Here is an 18,602-nt window from a genome sequence, read left to right as displayed (position 1 = left end):
TTCTTTCTGGTCATAGTTTTGCTCCTTGTTTCATGAGTGGAATCTATGACCGTTTACACACTTTATCTCACTGACCCTCAAGACAGGGTCGTGTTCTTTGCTGGACATGCGGGTTGAAACTATGATTATGATTGTTTGTGTGATTTTCATTTTTATCGCGTCCTTCAGGGCGTGTGGATATTTCTTATGATTTCTATGTTCAGTAATCGGTGCTTTTTTATGAGAGCCTTTATTCGTCATCACTGTAAAATCAAGTCACCATGCCTTTGCGTCGAGCATAATTCTGTTGATTGTACGCGGTAGCGTTTTTTGTCCTTGCCAGGTGTCAACTGGCTTGCTGACGCTTCTCCGAGTTTGTTTCTGACGAGTATTTATGTTACCTGCCTGTCATCATTTTTGATAAAAGACGCCGATATTACGTTTTTTATTTTTGCAGTGATGAGCAAAATCTGCCTTGAACGTTTATGCCGAGATGTGACAAGCGCCGTTTGATTGCCGATTTGATGATTGTCTTATTGCTTATAAGATGCTATTTTAAAACGCATTAAAAGTCGCGTGTTCGTTGACGCGTGGGTTGAAACAATCTTTATGCAATAATAAACGATAAGTATATTCGTCTATGCCGTGCATTACCTCTCAAGGGATACATGGCCAACTGAGCGCAAAAGCCGGAATGATCCGCATGATGCGGGATGTTCCGGCTTCCGCACTTCATATGGGCGTCTCTAAAAGGTGTCATGGTTCCGGCAGGCGGTGAAGGGATTTAGGGTGCCGTTCAACCCGGCAACATGGTGCTTTTAGAGGTGATCTTATGGTACAAGCCCTAACGCCAGTATGCCGCTCTATTCAAGCGCCTCAATTTTTCAGTGTTTAGTGTAAGTCCTCTCCTCTTTCAGGCCAGATTTACCCCGGTCATGGTCTTCAATCGGTAAATCGATGCCTTCAGAATTTTGTCATCCTGGCACCATCAGGTATTGGTTTGAACCCGACATCGTTAGCCTGGATTTTGGAAGTCCAGCTTGATCAGGAGCTTGGGTTGTGTTTTGATGTATATAAAACCCATGAAATAAGTGGTGCTTATTATTTTACATATATATTGAAGATTTCTTTTTCTCCATGAGCATAATTGTTGAATATTCAGAGTACAACGGATGGTCAAGGCCTTCCTGCAGTATTGTTTGTCGCTGATGCTTCGGTGCCAGGATTTCTGGCTGAGTGCTTTTGTTGAGGTGATTTTCTTGTAGTGTTCGTGCTCTTGTGATGTATAGCATATTCGGCTTTAAGTCACCAATTCATAATAGCCAGGAACTGGCCGATCACGTCATGAATGTTTGGCCAGTAGTGACCTGTTAATGGCCCGCAGTCCTGAAGCCCCCGCCATTGCGAGGAGCATCGCGACGCGGCAAATCCACGTGGAATCAGCGAAGGCAGTCACAGATGGATCGCCATGGTCTTTGGCTTTAGGCCAAGCATGATGGTGGGGCAATTCCCAATGAACTCTTCGTTTGAAAAGATATGACGTATCCAGAATATTCGATGTGCTTGGTGCTGAGAGAGCGAAGAGTATCTCCTGGACGGTAGTTTCATGTGGGACGGGGCATCTTTATGAGACGGTGCTTTGATTGAAAATCGCAGTAATGGTTCAGTACTTCGCAGGGTTGTGTTTTCAGAAGGGTGGAATTACCTCGATTTGGCGGATGGTTCTATTGCGAGTTGGATGATTAACGTAAATCGGGAGATTTTTGCAAAGTGCCCAGGCATGCGTTTCATGGTGTGGAAGCCTTTTTTACAAAAAGAGTTTAAAGGAACAACAGTATGGAATATTTCAACAAAACTTTCTGTCTTGAAGTAAAAGGGGAGTTCGCCTGTTTCACAAGGCCTGAAATGAAAGTTGAACGAGTAAGTTACGATGTGATTACACCATCTGCGGCTCGTGCTGTGTTCGAATCCATTTTTTGGAAGCCCGCTGTGAGGTGGAGAATTCGTAAGATTGACGTGTTGCAGCCAGTCAAATGGATATCTGTTCGCCGCAATGAGCTGGGTGTTGTCATGAGCGATAATGGGGGGATTTATATCGATGATACAGATAATCAGGGGGGATTAAAGCATCGTCAGCAAAGAGCAAGCCTTTTGCTGCGAGATGTTGCTTACCGGTTGTATGCCGATCTTGAATTTATACCACTCTCAGACAGGAAGAAAGCTTGCAATATCGTATCTGCGCCATCGGAAGAAGTATGGGAAAAAGAGATGTCGAGGAAAGATGAGAATCCGGGGAAATACTATGCCATGTTTGAGCGTCGGGCCAGAAAAGGACAGTGTTTTAACCAGCCATATCTCGGTTGCCGCGAGTTTAGTTGTGAATTCAGGTATGTCGAAGATTTTTCAGATGAGCCAGTACCAATTGATGAAACGAGAGATCTTGGTTTCATGCTCTATGATCTCGATTTCAAAAATCCTCAGGATCCGACGCCGGCATTTTTTCGTGCAAAAATGAATTCCGGGATCATCGAAGTGCCAGATTGGGAAAGTGAAGAGGTAAAAAAATGATTTTACAGGCACTCTATAACTATTACCGGCAAAAGGCAGACGATCCGGAAAGCGGCATCGCACCGCCGGGATTTGAGTGGAAGGAGATACCTTTTATCATAGTTCTCGATCATGATGGGAGTTTTATTGCCCTTGAAGATACGAGAAAAGGAAAAAAGAAAAGAGGTGAGGCATATCTGCTTCCAAAGTCTATCGCAAGGTCTGGTTCAAATGCATGGATGACAAGCAATTTGCTTTGGGATCATTATGGCTATGTTTTGGGTGCTCCAAGAGGTGGTGATGCGAAAAGTATAGAAATGGCAAAAAAGCAGTTAGCTGCATTTATACAAAAAATCAAGTCATTATCGGAATCGCTTGGAACGGATGATGGCGTTGCTGCAGTTATTTCTTTTTATGAGAATGGTGAGTATAATAAAGTCTCAAGTTCTGACAATTGGCGAGAATGTATGAAAGTTATTGGTTGCAACATGAGTTTCCGGCTCGATGATGAAATTCTTCTGATTCCATGTCGTCAAAATGTGCGATCATATATTGATTCCCTTGAGTCGAATCATAGTGATGAAGAGGGGGGTGCTATATGTCTTTTAACAGGACGGTATGGCCCTATAGCTCGAATACATAGTGATACTCCAATAAACAAGGATTCGAAAAAGATTGTTTCTTTTCAAAGGAATTCAGGTTACGATTCCTATGGAAAAGAGCAGGCATATAATGCTCCAATAAGCAAATCGGCTGAATTCGCCTATTCAACAGCACTAAACTGGCTACTTGCCCGTAACTCACAAAACAGAGCTCAGATTGGTGATATTACCATAGTTTTTTGGGCAGAGAAAAAAAGTGAATTAGAACTCCAGTTTCCTTCTTTTTTTTGTTTTCCCTCCCCAGATGACCCCGACGTCGATGTTCGAGCCGTTGCCGCACTCAAGAGTAACGCCTCTTTTGCCAGTAAAAACGGCTCGGCTGCGCGGTTTTACGTATTGGGGCTGGGGCCCAATGCAGCCAGAATATCGGTGCGATTCTGGCATGAAAGCACTGATAGTGAAATTGCGGATGCCATACGACAGCATTATGAAGATATTGATGTTGTGCGATCGATCTATGATACTGGATATTATTCCGTTTTTTGGCTTCTGTCTGCAATGGCGGCAGAAAACAAGATCGATAATATTCCGCAGAATATGGCTTCGCAAATCGTCCGCGCGATCATTACCGGCGAAGCATATCCGTTAACGATGCTTCATCAGACAGTTCTGCGTATTCGTGCTATGCGGAACGTAAGGAGAATGCAGGCGGGGATATTAAAGGCATATCTGAACCGTTCATCCAGAATTCATTCATTCAAAGAAAAGGAGGTAATATCCGTGAGTCTTGATGAAACAAACGTGAATGCAGGTTACCTTTTTGGCCGGTTGTTTGCTGTTCTTGAAAAGATACAAGAGCAGGGTGTTCCTGGTATCAATAGTACTATCCGAGACCATTATTATGCTACGGCATCGTCAACGCCAGCGACGGTGTTTCCTCAGTTGTTGAAAATGAAAAATTACCATCTTGAGAAGATTAAGTTTAGAGGCGTACGGAGAAAATACGAAAAGTTGCTTGCCGAAATCATAAACAGGATTCCGCCCGATATGCCCTCTGGTTTGGTTATGGAAGAACAGGCACGTTTTGCTATTGGATATTATCATCAAAAATGCGATTTAAACAAATCCTTAATTATACAATGAGAAGAGGGGGATTTATGAAACTTGTCGATAAAAGATATGATTTCGTTCTGCTGTTTGATGTGAAGGATGGTAATCCTAATGGGGATCCTGATGCTGGTAACCTTCCTCGAATCGATGCGGAAACCGGGGTCGGCCTTGTGACTGATGTTTGCCTGAAAAGAAAGGTCAGGAATTTTATCTGGATAGTAAAAGGCGGAGATCGACCCTATGATATTTATGTCAAGGAAAAAGGGGTGTTGGGACGCGCCCATTTTCAGGCATTCAGCGAGCTTGGTATCAATATAGGCGAGGTTTCCCGGAAAGAGATATCAGATAAAGAGTTGCTCGAAAACCTGAGCGAAGTTGATTTTCCGGAAGGCGTACGGTTTGAAATGAACGACGAAAAAGGATTGCTTGTCATCGAGGCTGATGCCGATAAAAACGAGATCAAAAACTGGCTGAAAGAAAATAAAGGCGTGGTTGCCAAGGGGGTGATAACGGTTATCGAGCAAACACTGAAAGATTCAAAGCCAAGGAAACCTACACCGGACGAAACCAGCAAAGGCCGGGACAAAATGTGTCAGGACTATTTCGATATCAGAACGTTTGGCGCCGTGATGGCTCTCAAATCGGCTCCGAATTGCGGTCAGGTTCGCGGTCCGGTTCAAATGACATTTGCTCGTTCTGTTGAACCGGTGGTGGCTCTGGAGCACAGCATCACTCGAATGGCGGTGGCTACTGAAGCAGAGGCTGAAAAGCAGAGCGGAGAGAACCGTACGATGGGGCGAAAATACACCATTCCCTATGGTCTCTACCGGGCTCATGGTTTTATTTCAGCGCATTTGGCCTTCAAAACAGGCTTTACGGAGGAGGATCTGACGCTTTTCTGGGAGTCTTTACTATATATGTTCGAGCATGACCGTTCGGCAGCCAAGGGGTTGATGTCCACGCGGGGACTCTACGTCTTCGAGCACGGTTCGGCATTGGGCAACGCTCCGGCGCACAGATTGTTCGAGCGAATCAACATCGTGAGAAAATCCGGTTCCGAAGGCCCCGCGCGTTCTTTCGAAGACTATGATATTCTGGTTGATGAGAGCGGGCTTGACGGGGTTATACTGCATAAGTTGCTTGGGTGATGACGGTTTTGCAAGATGTTGCCCATCCGGGGAAGGATGGTTGTGAAATCAGATCAGGCAGGGAGGCAATGCGAGAGATGTACGGGACATCGTAGCGATTTCACTGTACGGATTAGTGCTGTGCTCATTATGGGAAGCCGATGTCGAAGACATTTGATCTCGCTACCGGTTGTCGCGACACTTCATTGTGGGCCGTATCGGCAGGGCGTAAATCAAGCGTTGATCGCGGAGCTTCAGTATCGTTGATGAACGCTGAAGTGGAACCTCAATCGGCATTCGGTCGTGGTCTCGCCTTTATAGGACGGAACGGGCGATTGAGGCGCATAGCTATGGAGCAACTTGCAGAAAGCGCATTGCGTCACGTAAGTCTGAAAAAATTCGCTTGATTCAGATGAACGTATCGATCCGGCAAATGGAAAAACGGAAAATTCCTTTTGTGATTGCCGTGTATGCGTTTGTAATTAGCTTTTTTGACAACGCTATCTATCCGCTCGAATGCTTGGAAGTTGATCAAATACGGACAATACAAAGCGTGTACACTATTTTTTCAGCTTGTGTCCAGTCAAGCACTCTCTATCCCGCCGGTCAAGCCCCGTATGATTACACGCCTATTCCACTCTTTTATGGTTTAATGAACTGGTACGGTATTGGTATTCGCAGAATCGAAACATTTCGATCCCCTCATGACTCCAGGGTGTGCACAGGCTCGGAGCTTAGAGTCGTAGCGTTTTTTATAAACGACGGTTATAGGTTTTGTGGCTATTTATTGACAAAGGGATTATCAGAAATAAGAATAATGCGAGATGAATTTTCACATGCTAACGATTTGAGGCATCTGGAAGCTGCTTTACGCAAGCGCTTTCAATTGCGCTGGACTCGAAGTATTGTAAATAAATTTAATGGATAAGTGTGGGTGTTTTTTATATGAAATATTGTTTCATGGAAAAGCTGTCGGAGAAGTTGCTAACAAAGAAAAAGGAGGAAGATAGCGGTTTGGAAATAGTCGTGCTTTTGATAAGTGCGTGGATTGAAACCAGATAGGTTACAAGGGCTGATTTTGGCTTGCTTTTCGCGCCCTGAAAGGGCGCGCGGATTGAAACATTTTTGTTTTGCTGAAATCGTCACTATATTGGATCGTCAATTATCGACGTCTCGTAAGAGTTGGCTTTGTTATAATTCCATATAGTATAAAAGGAAAAAATATGATATGGTCAAATTCAGTCGATGATTGGTGTTCTTGGTGAATTTTTTCAAGGTCGCGTCCTCAAAAGGCGCGTGGGTTGAAACGAACACAAATATGAATACCGACATGTACCGGTAAGGTCGCGCCCCTTGTGGGCGCGTGGATTTTTATGCAGGTTGCCGTTTTTCCTTTCTTTTCGTTAACGCATTTGATCGACTATCCCCGTTCGTTCATGCACTATCGTTTCGAGATGGTGCATGGCGGCTTTTTTGCTGCGGATATTTATGTGGGCTTTAAAATAAAAAGTATTTCTATTATTTGAGGGGGTGTTGTTTTGAGGCTGATCTTGACTGGGTTTATCTGGTCGCTCATGATCGGCGCATGGCAATGGAGAGGTGTATTATTAGATGGTCTTGATCGTCGCTTTGATGTTTGTTTATGCCTCCGGTGATCTTGTTTGATTCTGTCTGGTGATGCTGTTAATGCGCGTATAGTGATATTGTTTTCTGTATTATTGGACGTTTATTTTTTGTATAGTTTTTTAAGGATATGTTTTATTATTATGAATGCATGATAGCATGACGAGCGAATTGCTGATTGTTCTGCATGACAACTGATGGAGCGCCGGTGATTTCTATCAATCCGCGTACATTTATATATATGGCGCCGATGTGAGCTGATGCGTTTTGTCTTTTGCTTCAACGCTCAGGATGGCAATGGCGCGGCCGTATGAGCTGTTCATGAGTATAGAGAAAATGCGTAATTTTACTGGCCGAGCGGTCGGGCGATTCGTGACTATACTGACGGTTGCCGGTCTGGGTTCAGAGGTTTCAAGTGTGAGATTTCAGCGGTTTTCAGGCAGGATCGGGGAAGCCGATGCCCCGGTAGAGGATCAGGTGGTGCTGTTTCTGGAAGAGCGGCTTTTTTTTCAGGTAGAAGTTGTCGTACACGAACGACACGATCTGTTCTTTCTGATCTTCACTGTAATCGTGGACGCCGGGGTAGAGCAGTACCATCCAGACCACCTTCATCAGCTTTTCGAAATCCTCCACAAAAAAGCGAACCAGGCTGCTTTTCAGGATGATTCTCGCGTCCCGGAACTCGGGGTGGTTTTCGAGCTGCCGTTTCAACGCGGGCAGGCTCTGGTCGTTGGTGATGCCGAAATATCTTCCGGCGAAGTGGTTGTAGAGCCAGGAGGTGGTGTGCCGGTCGCGGCTGTCGGGAGACATCAGCACAGCGTGAATCGCACCGGTGCGAGCGAGAAGCTGCTTGTGGATGTTGAGGAACAACGGCAACCAGTCGGCCATGCAGCAATAGTAGAGTGAATGGTGCAGGGTGATGAGGTCGAGCTTGCGGTTGTCGAGCGATTGCCGGAAGAAGGTTTTCACGCTCTCCGGCTGCCGGAGTAAATGGTTGTAGTCGCCGGTGATCGTCCGCACATGCCGGATATTCTGGCGGTTCACCCGTTTCCTGACCGTTTCCAGCGCCTGCGGATCGATGTCGAGCAGGTACAGGGCACCGCTGAACGCGGTTTCGAGTATCCGGAACTGCGGCTCGCTGCTCGATCCGATCGAGAGCGCGCGAAGCTTCCGGGTGAGCGGCAGGGCCGCCGACAGGGTTCTGATGACTCCCGCCAGATGTTCTCCGATGTCGGTTTTGTCGTTGCTGTACCGTGACCAGATATCGTCTTCGTCCATCATCAGCGAGTGGGCGCATCTCATTCCCGCTTCGATCATTGAAGCTCTTGACGGGAGCTGGTTCTGTTGCGAGGCAGGCGTTGACGGCACGGATGCTTCTCCCTTGATGTGATTGGCGCGAAAGGAATTTTCGATTACGATCGACGGGGCGCTACGGGGAGCACAAGAGTCAACCATAATCACGTTATTAATATAGCGAACGATCCAGTTTTTTTCGCTATATGACGATACATTCCAATTACGCCAATTCGGGTTTTTGTGCGGCATCGATTTCGTCTGAACGCCCCTTGTTCATGCAGAATCACGGCAACCGCTCATTTTTCTTCACATTTTTTTCTCTTTGACGCATTTATGTGAGTGTAAAAAAGAGGTTAAGTCTTGCATATTTACTCGTATTTCATTATATAACTACATAATCATATATAGCTTACGATGATTTGGTGCTTTGCTGTTCGTCTGAGCAAAAGTCTTTTCAACGTTATGGCAGTTAGCCCCATTCATTCCGAGTTTTGCATTTAACGGTAAATACCTGATTGCGTTATGGGAAATACGATTTCTCGCAGGAGTTTCAACAAGTTGCTGTTTTCCGGACTTGCCGGTTCGTCTCTGTTCATGTCTGGCGGGCCTCTTATGGCCTCCGTTTCAAAAGCCCGCGTCGTCGTGATTGGCGGGGGATTTGGTGGCGCTACAGTCGCGCGCTATCTCAAAAAGCTGGACCCGGCGATTTCGGTGACGCTGGTAGAGCCAAAGACGGTGTTTCATACCTGTCCGATGAGCAACTCGGTTATCGGCGGGCTTCGGTCGATGCAGGATATCGCCCATACCTACAATGTTTTACGGAATCGTTACGGCATCGAAGTCGTGCACGATACGGCCACGCTTATCGATCCCGTGAAGAAATCCGTGAGGCTGAAGGGAGGTCGCTCGCTCGCGTATGATCGTCTCGTGGTGTCGCCGGGCGTCGATTTCATCTGGGATGCCATCGAAGGCTACAGCCGCGAGGCGGGAGAGTCGAAGATGCCTTATGCGTATGAGGCTGGTCCGCAGACGCTTCTGTTGCGCAGGCAGCTTCTTGCCATGAAAGATGGCGAGAACGTGATCATCTGCGCTCCGAAAAATCCTTTCCGCTGTCCCGCGGCTCCTTACGAGCGGGCAAGTCTCATAGCCTACTATCTGAAAAAGAACAAGCCGAAATCGAAGGTCATCATTCTCGACGACAAGGAGGTCTTCACCAAGCAGGATCTGTTCATGCTTGGCTGGGATCGGCTCTATCCCGGCAAGATCGAGTGGCGATCGGGCTCGACTGGCGGAAAGGTCGAGCGGCTCGATCCGGCGGCGATGACCGTTTCGACCGAGTTCGGCGATGAAAAGGGCGGCGTCATCAACGTCATTCCTCCGCAGCGAGCTGGCCGCATCGCCATCGATGCCGGGCTTGCCGACGCTTCCGGCTGGTGCCCGGTCAACCCCGCGAACTTCGAATCGCTTCTGCATCCCGGCATTCATGTGATCGGCGATGCGGCTCTGGTGGGAACCATGCCCAAGTCGGGGACGGCGGCCAATACCCAGGCCAAGGCGCTGGCCGCTTCGCTTGTCGCTTCGTTCGGCGGCCCTGCTGCCGGCCAGCACGATCTGGCCAGCCTCTGTTACAGCATGCTCTCTCCCGGTTACGCAATCTCCGTTGCAGGCGGCTACATCCAAAGCCCGGAAGGCATCAAGGACAATCCCGACTCCATCCATCTCACCTCGATGGAGGCGACCACCGCTCAACTGGCCGGCGAGGCCGAACAGGCGGATAACTGGTATCACAACATTTCGCAGGATACCTGGGATTGAGCTTTTAGCGTAGCGGCGCGCGGTTTTGCCGCGGGTGATCGCGGATTTTTTTTACTCACGCAGGATTTCAACTCACTAAACAAGAGAGGACATATGAAGTCTTCAGGCATTATCGCGGCGGCGGCCATTCTTCTGCTGCCATCTCTCGGCATCGCGGCAGCTCCGGCGGGCGAGTCTTCCGTCGAGAAGGGCAAGGCGCTGGCGCTCGATACGAACAAGGGCAATTGCATCGCCTGCCACATGATGGGCGATGGAGAGTTCCCCGGCAATTACGGCCCGCCCCTCATCCAGATGAAAGAGCGTTATCCAGACCGGGCGGCGCTTCATAAACAGATCGGGGATGCGACGATTATCAATCCGAAGAGCATCATGCCTCCATTCGGAAAGCACGGCATTCTGAACGTTTCCGAGATCGATCAGATCGTCGATTATCTCTATACGCTCTGAGTTCACCTTTTTTAAGACAAGGCCCCGCGCGGGGTCAAACCAATAACACTCTTTTTTTTAGGAGGCTCCCATGGGTATTACCCGCAGAGATTTTTGTAAATCGGTAGCCGGTTCGGCGGCATCTGTCGCGGTGCTTGCATTCATGCCCGGCAATCTTCTGGCGAGCTGGAGCGAGAAAGCTTTTTCCGCCAGCAAACTCGACGACGCCATCGCGGCCAAGTTCGGATCCCTTCCGATCCAGGAATCAACGGCAATCCAGATCAAGGCTCCCGAGATCGCCGAGAACGGCGCTTTCGTGCCAGTAACGGTAGCGACCAGTATTCCCGGCGCGACCAATATCAGCATTTTCACTCCGGCAAACTTCAGCCCGATGGTGGCTTCGTTCGACGTGCTGCCGCGCATGAAGCCCGAGGTTTCGCTTCGCATGAGGATGGCCAAGACCGAAAATCTCGTCGTCGTCGTCCAGGCGGGCGGCAAGCTCTACCGGGCGGTTCGCGAAGTCAAGGTGACCATCGGCGGCTGTGGCGGATAATCGATAACCATTCAAAACACATTTCAGGAGTGAAATAATGAAAATCAAAGCAGTAGTCCAGAATGACGCCGTCTCGGTCAAAATGCTCATCCCGCATCCGATGGAGACCGGCCGCCGCAAAGAGCAGAACGGTACGCTTGTCCCGCACCATTTCATCACCGAGGTGACGGCCACTCACAACGGCCAGACCGTTTTCCATGCCGAACTCGGCCCCGGCGTCTCGAAAGATCCCTATCTGTCTTTCCAGTTCACCGGCGCCAAGGCAGGCGACATGCTGAAGGTCTCCTGGGTTGACAACAAAGGCGGTTCCGAAACCGCTGAGGCAGCCATTACGGCGATGTAATTCCCAACCACAGGAGAACCCATCCATGAAAAAAACAATTCAGCGAGGGCTGTTTACCGGCGCGCTCGTTCTCTTGACAGCCATGACGTCGAAGCCGGCTCACGCCGCCGTCAATTACCAGGCTCTGGTCGATGCGGATGTCAAAAAATTCCAGGGCTATTTTCTCAAGGAGTTTCCGGGCGTGAAGCTTGAGGACTTCGGCGATGGCGTTTACGCTCTCGATGAGGATTCCCGCAAGCAGTGGAAGGAGATGGAGGAGTTTCCGCCTTATGAACTCGATGTCGAGGCGGGCAAGGCGCTCTTCAACAAGCCCTTCGCCAATGGCAAATCGCTGGGGAGCTGCTTTTCGAACGGGGGAGCCGTGCGCGGCATGTATCCCTACTTCGACGAGAAGCGCAAAGAGGTGATAACGCTCGAAATGGCCATCAACGAGTGCCGCGTGGCCAATGGCGAAAAACCCTATGCCCCGAAAAAAGGGGACATTGCCAGGGTTTCGGCCTACATCGCCTCGATCAGCCGCGGCCAGAAAATCGATGTCAAGGTGAAGAGCAAGGCGGCTTACGACGCCTACATGAAGGGCAAGGAGATGTTTTACGCCAAGCGCGGGCAACTCAACATGTCGTGCTCCGGCTGCCACATGGAGTATTCCGGACGTCACCTGAGGGCCGAAATCATCAGCCCGGCGCTCGGACACACCACGCACTTCCCGGTGTTCCGCTCGAAATGGGGCGAAATCGGCACCTTGCACAGACGCTACGCCGGTTGCAACGAAAACATCGGAGCCAAGCCGTTCCCTGCGCAGAGCAAAGAGTATCGCGATCTGGAATTTTTCCAGACGGTCATGTCAAACGGCCTGAAGTTCAATGGCCCGGCATCAAGAAAATAAGAAGAAGAAACCATGAAAAAAGTGTTATCGCTCTTGAGCTTGCTGCTACTCACGCCTTCCGCTTCATTGCTGCTGGCCGAACCAACGGCGGCTCCGGCGGTCTCTTCGCCGCTGATCGACCAGGCAGAGGCGGCGCGCAAGGAGGCGGACGCGCTCGGTTACGAGTGGCGTGATACGGGCGCATTGATTCAGTCCGCCAAGGATGCGCTCCAGAAAGGCCAGCAGGCGGAGTCCGACAAACTCGCTTCGCAAGCGCTTTTCCAGGCCCGCGCGGCGACAGCGCAGGGCCAGTACATGGCAAAGAACTGGAAGATGATGATTCCCAAAAACTGATTTCCGTCGGGATGTCGGCTGAGCCCCTCACCGACGTCCCGATCTTCATTGATCAGTAGTTTTACGGCAACCCAAACCGCCCCGATTCATGAACCTATCCCGTCGTGAGTTTCTCCGCATTCTCGGATTTGCCGGAGCCGCAGGCCTTCTGCCTGGGCTGGCTTCCGCGGCAGGCAGCCCCTCCGATCTTTATGATCTCGGTCAGTCCGGCGACATTCGCTTGTTGCACATCACGGATACCCATGCCCAGCTCATGCCGATCTACTACCGTGAACCCAGCCTGAACCTCGGGCTCGGCCAGGCATTCGGACGTCCTCCTCACCTCGTGACGGAGTCGCTCTTGAAATATTACGGCATCGCACCTGGTACGCCGCTCGCACATGCCTATACCGCGATCAACTATGCCGAGGCGGCGCAGCGGTTCGGAAAGGTTGGCGGTTTCGCGCATCTGAAGACGCTCGTTGACCGGATGCGTTCGGAGTACGGATCCGACAAGACCCTCCTGCTCGATGGCGGCGACACCTGGCAGGGTTCGGGAACAGCGTTCTGGAATCGCGGCATGGACATGGTCGAGGCCTGCAATTTGCTCGGCGTCGATGTGATGACGGGTCACTGGGAGTTCACCTATCTCGAAGAGGAGGTACTCAAAAACCTCGCGGCTTTCAAGGGCGACTTCGTGGCGCAGAATATCAAGGTCAAGGAGGATGCGCTCTTCAACGGAGCCAAGGCGTTCGACGAGAATTCCGGACACGCCTTCCGTCCCTACGTGGTCAAAGCGGTGGGCAAGCACCGCGTCGCCGTGATTGGCCAGGCGTTTCCCTACACGCCGATCGCCAATCCCGCCCGCTTCATTCCGAACTGGACCTTCGGCATCAATGCCAGCGACATGCAGCAGCTTGTCGATACCGTTCGCTCCAAGGAGAAGCCTGACGCGGTCGTGCTGATCTCGCACAACGGCATGGATGTTGACGTCAAGCTCGCGCAGGTGGTCAGCGGCATCGACGTGATTTTCGGCGGCCACACCCATGACGGCGTACCGCAGCCCTTCGTCGTGCAGAACGCCAAGGGGCGAACGCTCGTCACCAACGCCGGATCGAACGGCAAATTCCTCGGCGTCATCGACCTCAAGCTCGGCAATGGCGGCGTCAAGGAGTATAATTACAAGTTGCTTCCCGTCTTTTCCAACGAACTTCCGGCGCACAACGGGATGCAGGCGCTGATCGACAAAACCCGCGCACCCTACCTCGACAAGCTCAACGAGCCACTCGCCGTGGCCGGATCGCTGCTCTACCGGCGCGGCAATTTCGACGGCCCGTTCGACCAGATCATCTGCAACGCGCTTCGCCAGCAGAACGACGCGCAGATTTCGCTTTCGCCCGGCTTCCGCTGGGGTACGAGCATTTTGCCCGGCCAGACCATCACGATGGAGCACGTGCTCGACCAGACCTGCATGACCTATCCCGAAACCTACGTGCGCGACATGACCGGCCAGCAGATCAAGGACATTCTCGAAGACGTGGCCGACAACCTTTTCAATCTCGATCCCTTCTACCAGCAGGGCGGCGACATGGTGCGCACCGGCGGTCTGAGCTATCGGATCGATCCGATGGCCTCGATGGGCAAGCGCATCGACAACATGCGGCTCGAAAACGGCAAGGTGGTGGATGCTTCGCAAAAGTACCGTGTTGCAGGCTGGGCGACCGTGGGCGCAAAGTCGCCGGGCGAGCCGGTTTGGGATACCGTGGCCGCTTATCTGAAAGACAAAAAGGTGGTCGAAGTGAAAAAGCTCAACCAGCCCGAATTCAAAAACATGGGCAGCAATCCGGGAATCGATCTCACCTGAGGCGAAGATCGTCAGCGGACAAGGCTGTTGCAGAAGCGAAACCGCGACTGATTCCCGTTTCTGTCCTGAACGGAGGGCTGGAATGTGCACCCTTCGTCAGCCAACAGATTTTTGCTTTTGAGAACTCCGTTTGCTTTTTTTCTGAAAGAGCCTGTTGACGGACTTCGTTTGTTTTGAAAAGCTCAATCCATGAATGGTTCATGAAATCCATTAAAAAATTGTTCGCCACCTCAATCGTGGCGCTTTCGATGATTGGCGCGCTTCCGGCAACAAGCGCGAGCGCGGCGGTTCCTCCCGCGAGCCAGGCCGTCGCGGGCAAAGTCGCCCCGGCGTTCCGGATCAAAACGCTCGACGGCAAGGAGTTGAAGAGTTCGCAGCTTGCCGGACGGCCCTACATCGTCAACTTTTTCGCCTCGTGGTGCCCGCCCTGCCGTGAGGAGCTGCCCGGCATGGTGGCATTGCAGAAAAAGTATGCAAACAAGGGCTTCACTTTTATCGGCATCGCTTTTCGGGATCGCCCCGCGACGCTGCCCGATTTTCTCTGGGAGATGGGGGTCGACTATCCGGTCGGCCTCACCACTCCTGAACTCGAAGCCGCGTTTGGCAAGCTCATGCCGGGCGGAAAAATCCGCGCGATTCCGGCAACCTTCGTCGTTGGCCGCGATGGCAAGATTCTCAATGCCGTGAGTGGCGGCCTCACCAGAGAGGACTTCGAGTCGCTCATCATCAAGGCGGTCAACACCAGACCTGTAAAGTAAGCTCACGAAGCGAGGCTTCCCGGATTTCCCTCTCCCTCGACCCTGCCCGAACATCCTCTCCATCTCCTCCATTCGCTGAACCGGCCCAGAGAGAGCGCCGGTTCAGCGATTCTTGCTTTATGCGTGGCGATCATTTGCAGCCGGCCATCACGGAGCTGTCAGGCAAAATGGCTTTTCCGCGCCGGCGCTGTTTCTTGTTTGGTTTTGTAGTTCATATTAAATATATTCATTTGTTTGATAAACGATTTGGTTATATAGTTAAATCGTTGATTTTAAGGCAGTGACAGGTTTCTGTTTCCAAGGCTGTTTGGGCGTTATGCGCGCAGGCTGTGCGCGGAGAGCTGAAAAAGCTTTTCGGCATTGACAGGGCTTGTTGGCAAAGCGATTCGTCTGACGGCGGGGGCAGGTTTATTCTGTAAACCAGTCGTGACAAACCCTCTCTTTCCGTATTGATCTGATAATCCCGGAGGACGGTTTTTTTTTGTGGAGATCCTTTAACGATTGTTATATGGCGGCTGTTTGATCGATGTATCTACACGATGCTTAAGGTCGCGCACCTCACGTTTTTTTATTTTCAAATCCAACAACAGCGCTGGAGGCTGGAGTATGTCTAAAAAAATTGTTGTATTGGGAGCGGGTACCGCCGGAACGATTGTCTCGAACAATCTGAGGCGGCATCTTCCGGCAGACTGGGAAATTACGGTTATCGACCGTGACGATGAACACATCTATCAGCCGGGCCTCCTGTTCGTGCCGTTCGGCATCCAGAAGTCGAGTACGCTCGTAAAGTCGCGAAAAAAGTACATCTCTCCGGGCGTCAATTTCGTGATGGATGAAATCACCAGCATCGATCCTGAAAAGAGAACCGTCAAGACCAAAAATCACACCTTCAGCTACGACTTCCTTGTTATCAGCACCGGTTGCCGGATCGCCCCCGAGGAGAACGATGGCCTGATGGAGGCGTGGGGCAAGAATGCCTTTACCTTCTATGTCAAGGAGGCTGCCGATCAGCTTCGGCTTCGCCTGAAAGAGTTCGACGGCGGCAAGCTGGTGATGAACATCGCCGAGTTGCCGTTCAAGTGCCCGGTTGCGCCGATCGAGTTCGTTTTCATGGCCGACTGGTTCCTGAAAAGCAAGGGTATCAGGAACAAATCGGAGATCGAGCTGGTTACGCCGCTGCCGATGGCCTTCACCAAACCCAAGGCTGCGGCGGTCTTTACCGAGTCGGCAAGAGAGAAGAATATCAAGATCACCACGAGCTTCGAGCTGAATCGCGTTGACGGCAAGGAGAAGTTCATCGAGTCGGTGCAGGGCGACAAGGTAAAATATGATACGCTTGTTATCGTGCCGAGCACCATCGGCGATCCGGTGATCAGCAATTCGGGGATGGACGATGGTATCGGTTATGTTCCCACGCATCACAACACGCTCAAGGCGCTGAAGCACGACGGAGTCTATGTGATTGGCGACGCCACCAACGTGCCGACCTCGAAGGCCGGTTCGGTGGCGCACTACGAGGCGGACGTCGTGGTGTTCAACATCATGGCGGAGATTTACGGCGCCAAGCCGGAGGAGATTTTCGACGGCCACTCGACCTGCTTCATCGTTTACTCGAAGGGCACCTCCTCGCTGATCGATTTCAGCTACAAAATCGAGCCGCTGCCGGGCAAGTTCCCGCTGCCGAAGCTCGGCCCATTCTCGCTGCTGAAGGAGACCAAGGCAAACTGGTACGGCAAGCTCGCTTTTGAGCCGCTCTACTGGAACGTCCTGCTTGCAGGCAAGCACCTCGGAATGCCGCCGACCCTGGTTATGGCCGGTAAAGAGGTTGGATAATATCTGTCGCGAAATGAATATTCAGCCGGGAGGATGCTTTTCAGAGCAGCCTCCCGGCTTTTTTTTGTTGGGGTCATTTTTTGTCAACGATGCATGAAGTTCAGTTTGCATCGATCTCGCCCATAATCCGCTCGGTCTCCGTCAGCGCGATGATGATTCGCTGGTAGTGTTTGACGTCGTTGTAGTTTAGCGTTCGGCCTTTTCTGTCCTTCAGCCACTTTTGCGCGGGTTGGTAGCCGCCGATGTAGAATTCCCAAGCGGATTGGGGGACGCCGTCGAAATATTGCGCTTCATTGATATAGACTTTGCCGTCCTCGTAGTGCACCTTGTCAACGACATTGCTTCCTGCGACCGGATAGGTTGTGCCTGCGCGGTCGAGCTGCGGGCTTTCGAGCAGATGGAGTTGCCGTAACTCGCCGCCGAGTTCGGCGAGTTTCCAGAACTTTTGCTGGTCGGCGGGATAGGGAATGCGCGGGAAATCGATCTTGAGAAACTCCTGAAATTTCTGCCGGTACGAAGGGGAGTGCAGCACGGCGTAAATGTAGTCGAGCAAATCAATCGGCGCGAACGTGCCGGGAGTTTCATCTTTTTCCGGCGTGAAATTCAGGCCAAGCCCGTTGGCGATTTGATCGACAATAGTCAGGTTCAGATTCGGCGTCCGGTGATTTGTTCCATCAATCGTTATCTGAAGACCTTGTTGTGGATAAATGTATAAAGGTGATGTATATGAAATTCCTGCGCCTGCTGATTTATTGCCTGCAAAGCACTGATCAATTATGGAATCAGTAATGAATATGGAAAAGTCATAATTGCTTGACATCGGTCTTATCCAGCACAACCCGACATTGTCGCCTGATAGAAAGTGCCCCATTAGCTCTATGCGTGGTCGATCAATAAATGATTTATCATAATAGACATAACGGTCATCAAATGGACGATATGCAATAATTCTGATTCGTTTTTCGTCAAGAGATTTAGCTGTATTTTTTGTGTTGTCAATTTTCCATGTAGAGTTTTCTTTCAAGTCAAACCTATTCATCAGCTCATTCTTTTCAGATGAGAAAAATGAATTTATGCGGTTTATCAACAATGCGCGATCAGAATCAATGACAAAGTAATCCCTTGCGGTTACAATGCCTGCCGAATTATTATCAAAAAGATCATTGATTACAAAGCCTGCGTCGTAAATCTTCTTTTCTGTAAAATCCTTCCGAACAAAAAAGTATTGCGGCGCATCGAGGTCGAGTTTTGCAAAAGGAAGTGATGCGATTGAGTTCTTCCAAAGAAAATCATATTTCACTTCTCTCTGCCCAAACAAATCATAATGCAAAACCTCTGCCAATGCATCCTTTTTCTTCTTTCCCGTTTTTACGAAAAGATTGATGCTCACGCCCTGCTGAATATCGAAAACATTTTTGTCGGGCGAGCCATCCGGACAGGCCTCTTTTTTCGGTTCTTCGCAGAATATCGTGGGTAAGGGCTTCTGCTGTTCCGTCATGATTCGATAGCCATGTTGAGTTTGCCGCAG

The 18,602-nt window shown here is 50.4% G+C and carries 16 protein-coding genes; 14 read left to right on the top strand and 2 right to left on the bottom strand.

Annotated elements, in window-relative coordinates:
- The first annotated feature begins 1,815 nt into the window (after positions 1-1,815).
- From cas5c to FGF66_RS12720, 5 genes are all read left to right on the top strand, one after another.
- Positions 1,816-2,547, top strand: a complete 732-nt coding sequence (gene cas5c / locus FGF66_RS11715) for a type I-C CRISPR-associated protein Cas5c (protein ID WP_139457814.1) — start codon at positions 1,816-1,818, stop codon at positions 2,545-2,547.
- Positions 2,544-4,271, top strand: coding sequence for a type I-C CRISPR-associated protein Cas8c/Csd1 (gene cas8c / locus FGF66_RS11710; protein ID WP_139457813.1), 1,728 nt, complete (start codon positions 2,544-2,546; stop codon positions 4,269-4,271). Before cas5c ends, cas8c begins: the two co-directional genes overlap by 4 nt.
- Before the next feature lie 14 nt (positions 4,272-4,285).
- Positions 4,286-5,386, top strand: coding sequence for a type I-C CRISPR-associated protein Cas7/Csd2 (gene cas7c, locus FGF66_RS11705; RefSeq protein ID WP_139457812.1), 1,101 nt, complete (start codon positions 4,286-4,288; stop codon positions 5,384-5,386).
- Between the two features lie 412 nt (positions 5,387-5,798).
- Entirely contained in the window at positions 5,799-6,293 is a 495-nt protein-coding gene (locus FGF66_RS12725) for a hypothetical protein (RefSeq protein ID WP_170181360.1), read from the top strand.
- Between the two features lie 427 nt (positions 6,294-6,720).
- Positions 6,721-6,891, top strand: a complete 171-nt coding sequence (locus FGF66_RS12720; protein WP_170181359.1) for a hypothetical protein — start codon at positions 6,721-6,723, stop codon at positions 6,889-6,891.
- A gap of 532 nt (positions 6,892-7,423) precedes the next feature.
- On the opposite strand, the gene FGF66_RS11700 is transcribed toward FGF66_RS12720, so the two are convergent.
- Positions 7,424-8,356: a class I SAM-dependent methyltransferase gene (locus FGF66_RS11700; RefSeq protein WP_246046684.1), complete on the bottom strand. Its 933-nt coding sequence runs from the start codon at positions 8,354-8,356 to the stop codon at positions 7,424-7,426.
- A gap of 450 nt (positions 8,357-8,806) precedes the next feature.
- Between FGF66_RS11700 and FGF66_RS11690 the strand changes: the two genes are divergently transcribed.
- From FGF66_RS11690 to sqr, 9 genes are all read left to right on the top strand, one after another.
- Positions 8,807-10,099 (top strand): NAD(P)/FAD-dependent oxidoreductase, encoded by a 1,293-nt coding sequence (locus tag FGF66_RS11690; RefSeq protein ID WP_139457810.1) that lies wholly within the window; start codon positions 8,807-8,809, stop codon positions 10,097-10,099.
- 93 nt (positions 10,100-10,192) lie between these two features.
- Positions 10,193-10,546 (top strand): sulfur oxidation c-type cytochrome SoxX, encoded by a 354-nt coding sequence (soxX, locus tag FGF66_RS11685; RefSeq protein WP_139457809.1) that lies wholly within the window; start codon positions 10,193-10,195, stop codon positions 10,544-10,546.
- A gap of 70 nt (positions 10,547-10,616) precedes the next feature.
- The gene (soxY, locus tag FGF66_RS11680; protein WP_139457808.1) at positions 10,617-11,078 is read left to right on the top strand and encodes a thiosulfate oxidation carrier protein SoxY; all 462 of its coding nucleotides are present in this window, start codon (positions 10,617-10,619) and stop codon (positions 11,076-11,078) included.
- 37 nt (positions 11,079-11,115) lie between these two features.
- Positions 11,116-11,421: a thiosulfate oxidation carrier complex protein SoxZ gene (soxZ, locus tag FGF66_RS11675; protein WP_139457807.1), complete on the top strand. Its 306-nt coding sequence runs from the start codon at positions 11,116-11,118 to the stop codon at positions 11,419-11,421.
- A 25-nt stretch (positions 11,422-11,446) separates the two neighbouring features.
- Positions 11,447-12,307 carry a sulfur oxidation c-type cytochrome SoxA gene (gene soxA, locus FGF66_RS11670; protein WP_139457806.1) on the top strand — a complete coding sequence of 287 codons (861 nt, stop codon included), beginning with the start codon at positions 11,447-11,449 and terminating at the stop codon, positions 12,305-12,307.
- 12 nt (positions 12,308-12,319) lie between these two features.
- On the top strand, positions 12,320-12,640 hold the full coding sequence (locus tag FGF66_RS11665; RefSeq protein WP_139457805.1) for a hypothetical protein: 321 nt from the start codon (positions 12,320-12,322) through the stop codon (positions 12,638-12,640).
- Between the two features lie 88 nt (positions 12,641-12,728).
- Positions 12,729-14,483 carry a thiosulfohydrolase SoxB gene (gene soxB, locus FGF66_RS11660; protein ID WP_139457804.1) on the top strand — a complete coding sequence of 585 codons (1,755 nt, stop codon included), beginning with the start codon at positions 12,729-12,731 and terminating at the stop codon, positions 14,481-14,483.
- A 200-nt stretch (positions 14,484-14,683) separates the two neighbouring features.
- Complete coding sequence (locus FGF66_RS11650; RefSeq protein ID WP_139457803.1) at positions 14,684-15,241, top strand: TlpA family protein disulfide reductase; 558 nt, start codon at positions 14,684-14,686, stop codon at positions 15,239-15,241.
- A 606-nt stretch (positions 15,242-15,847) separates the two neighbouring features.
- Positions 15,848-17,074, top strand: coding sequence for a type III sulfide quinone reductase, selenoprotein subtype (gene sqr / locus FGF66_RS11645; protein WP_139457802.1), 1,227 nt, complete (start codon positions 15,848-15,850; stop codon positions 17,072-17,074).
- A gap of 100 nt (positions 17,075-17,174) precedes the next feature.
- Here the strand turns inward: sqr and FGF66_RS11640 are convergent.
- A partial coding sequence (locus FGF66_RS11640) for a type ISP restriction/modification enzyme (protein WP_342779660.1) occupies positions 17,175-18,602 on the bottom strand: 1,428 nt, incomplete at its 5' end.

It is taken from the genome of Chlorobaculum thiosulfatiphilum (assembly GCF_006265165.1).
Lineage (GTDB): Bacteria > Bacteroidota > Chlorobiia > Chlorobiales > Chlorobiaceae > Chlorobaculum > Chlorobaculum thiosulfatiphilum.
This window is presented reverse-complemented; position numbering and strand designations above follow the sequence as displayed.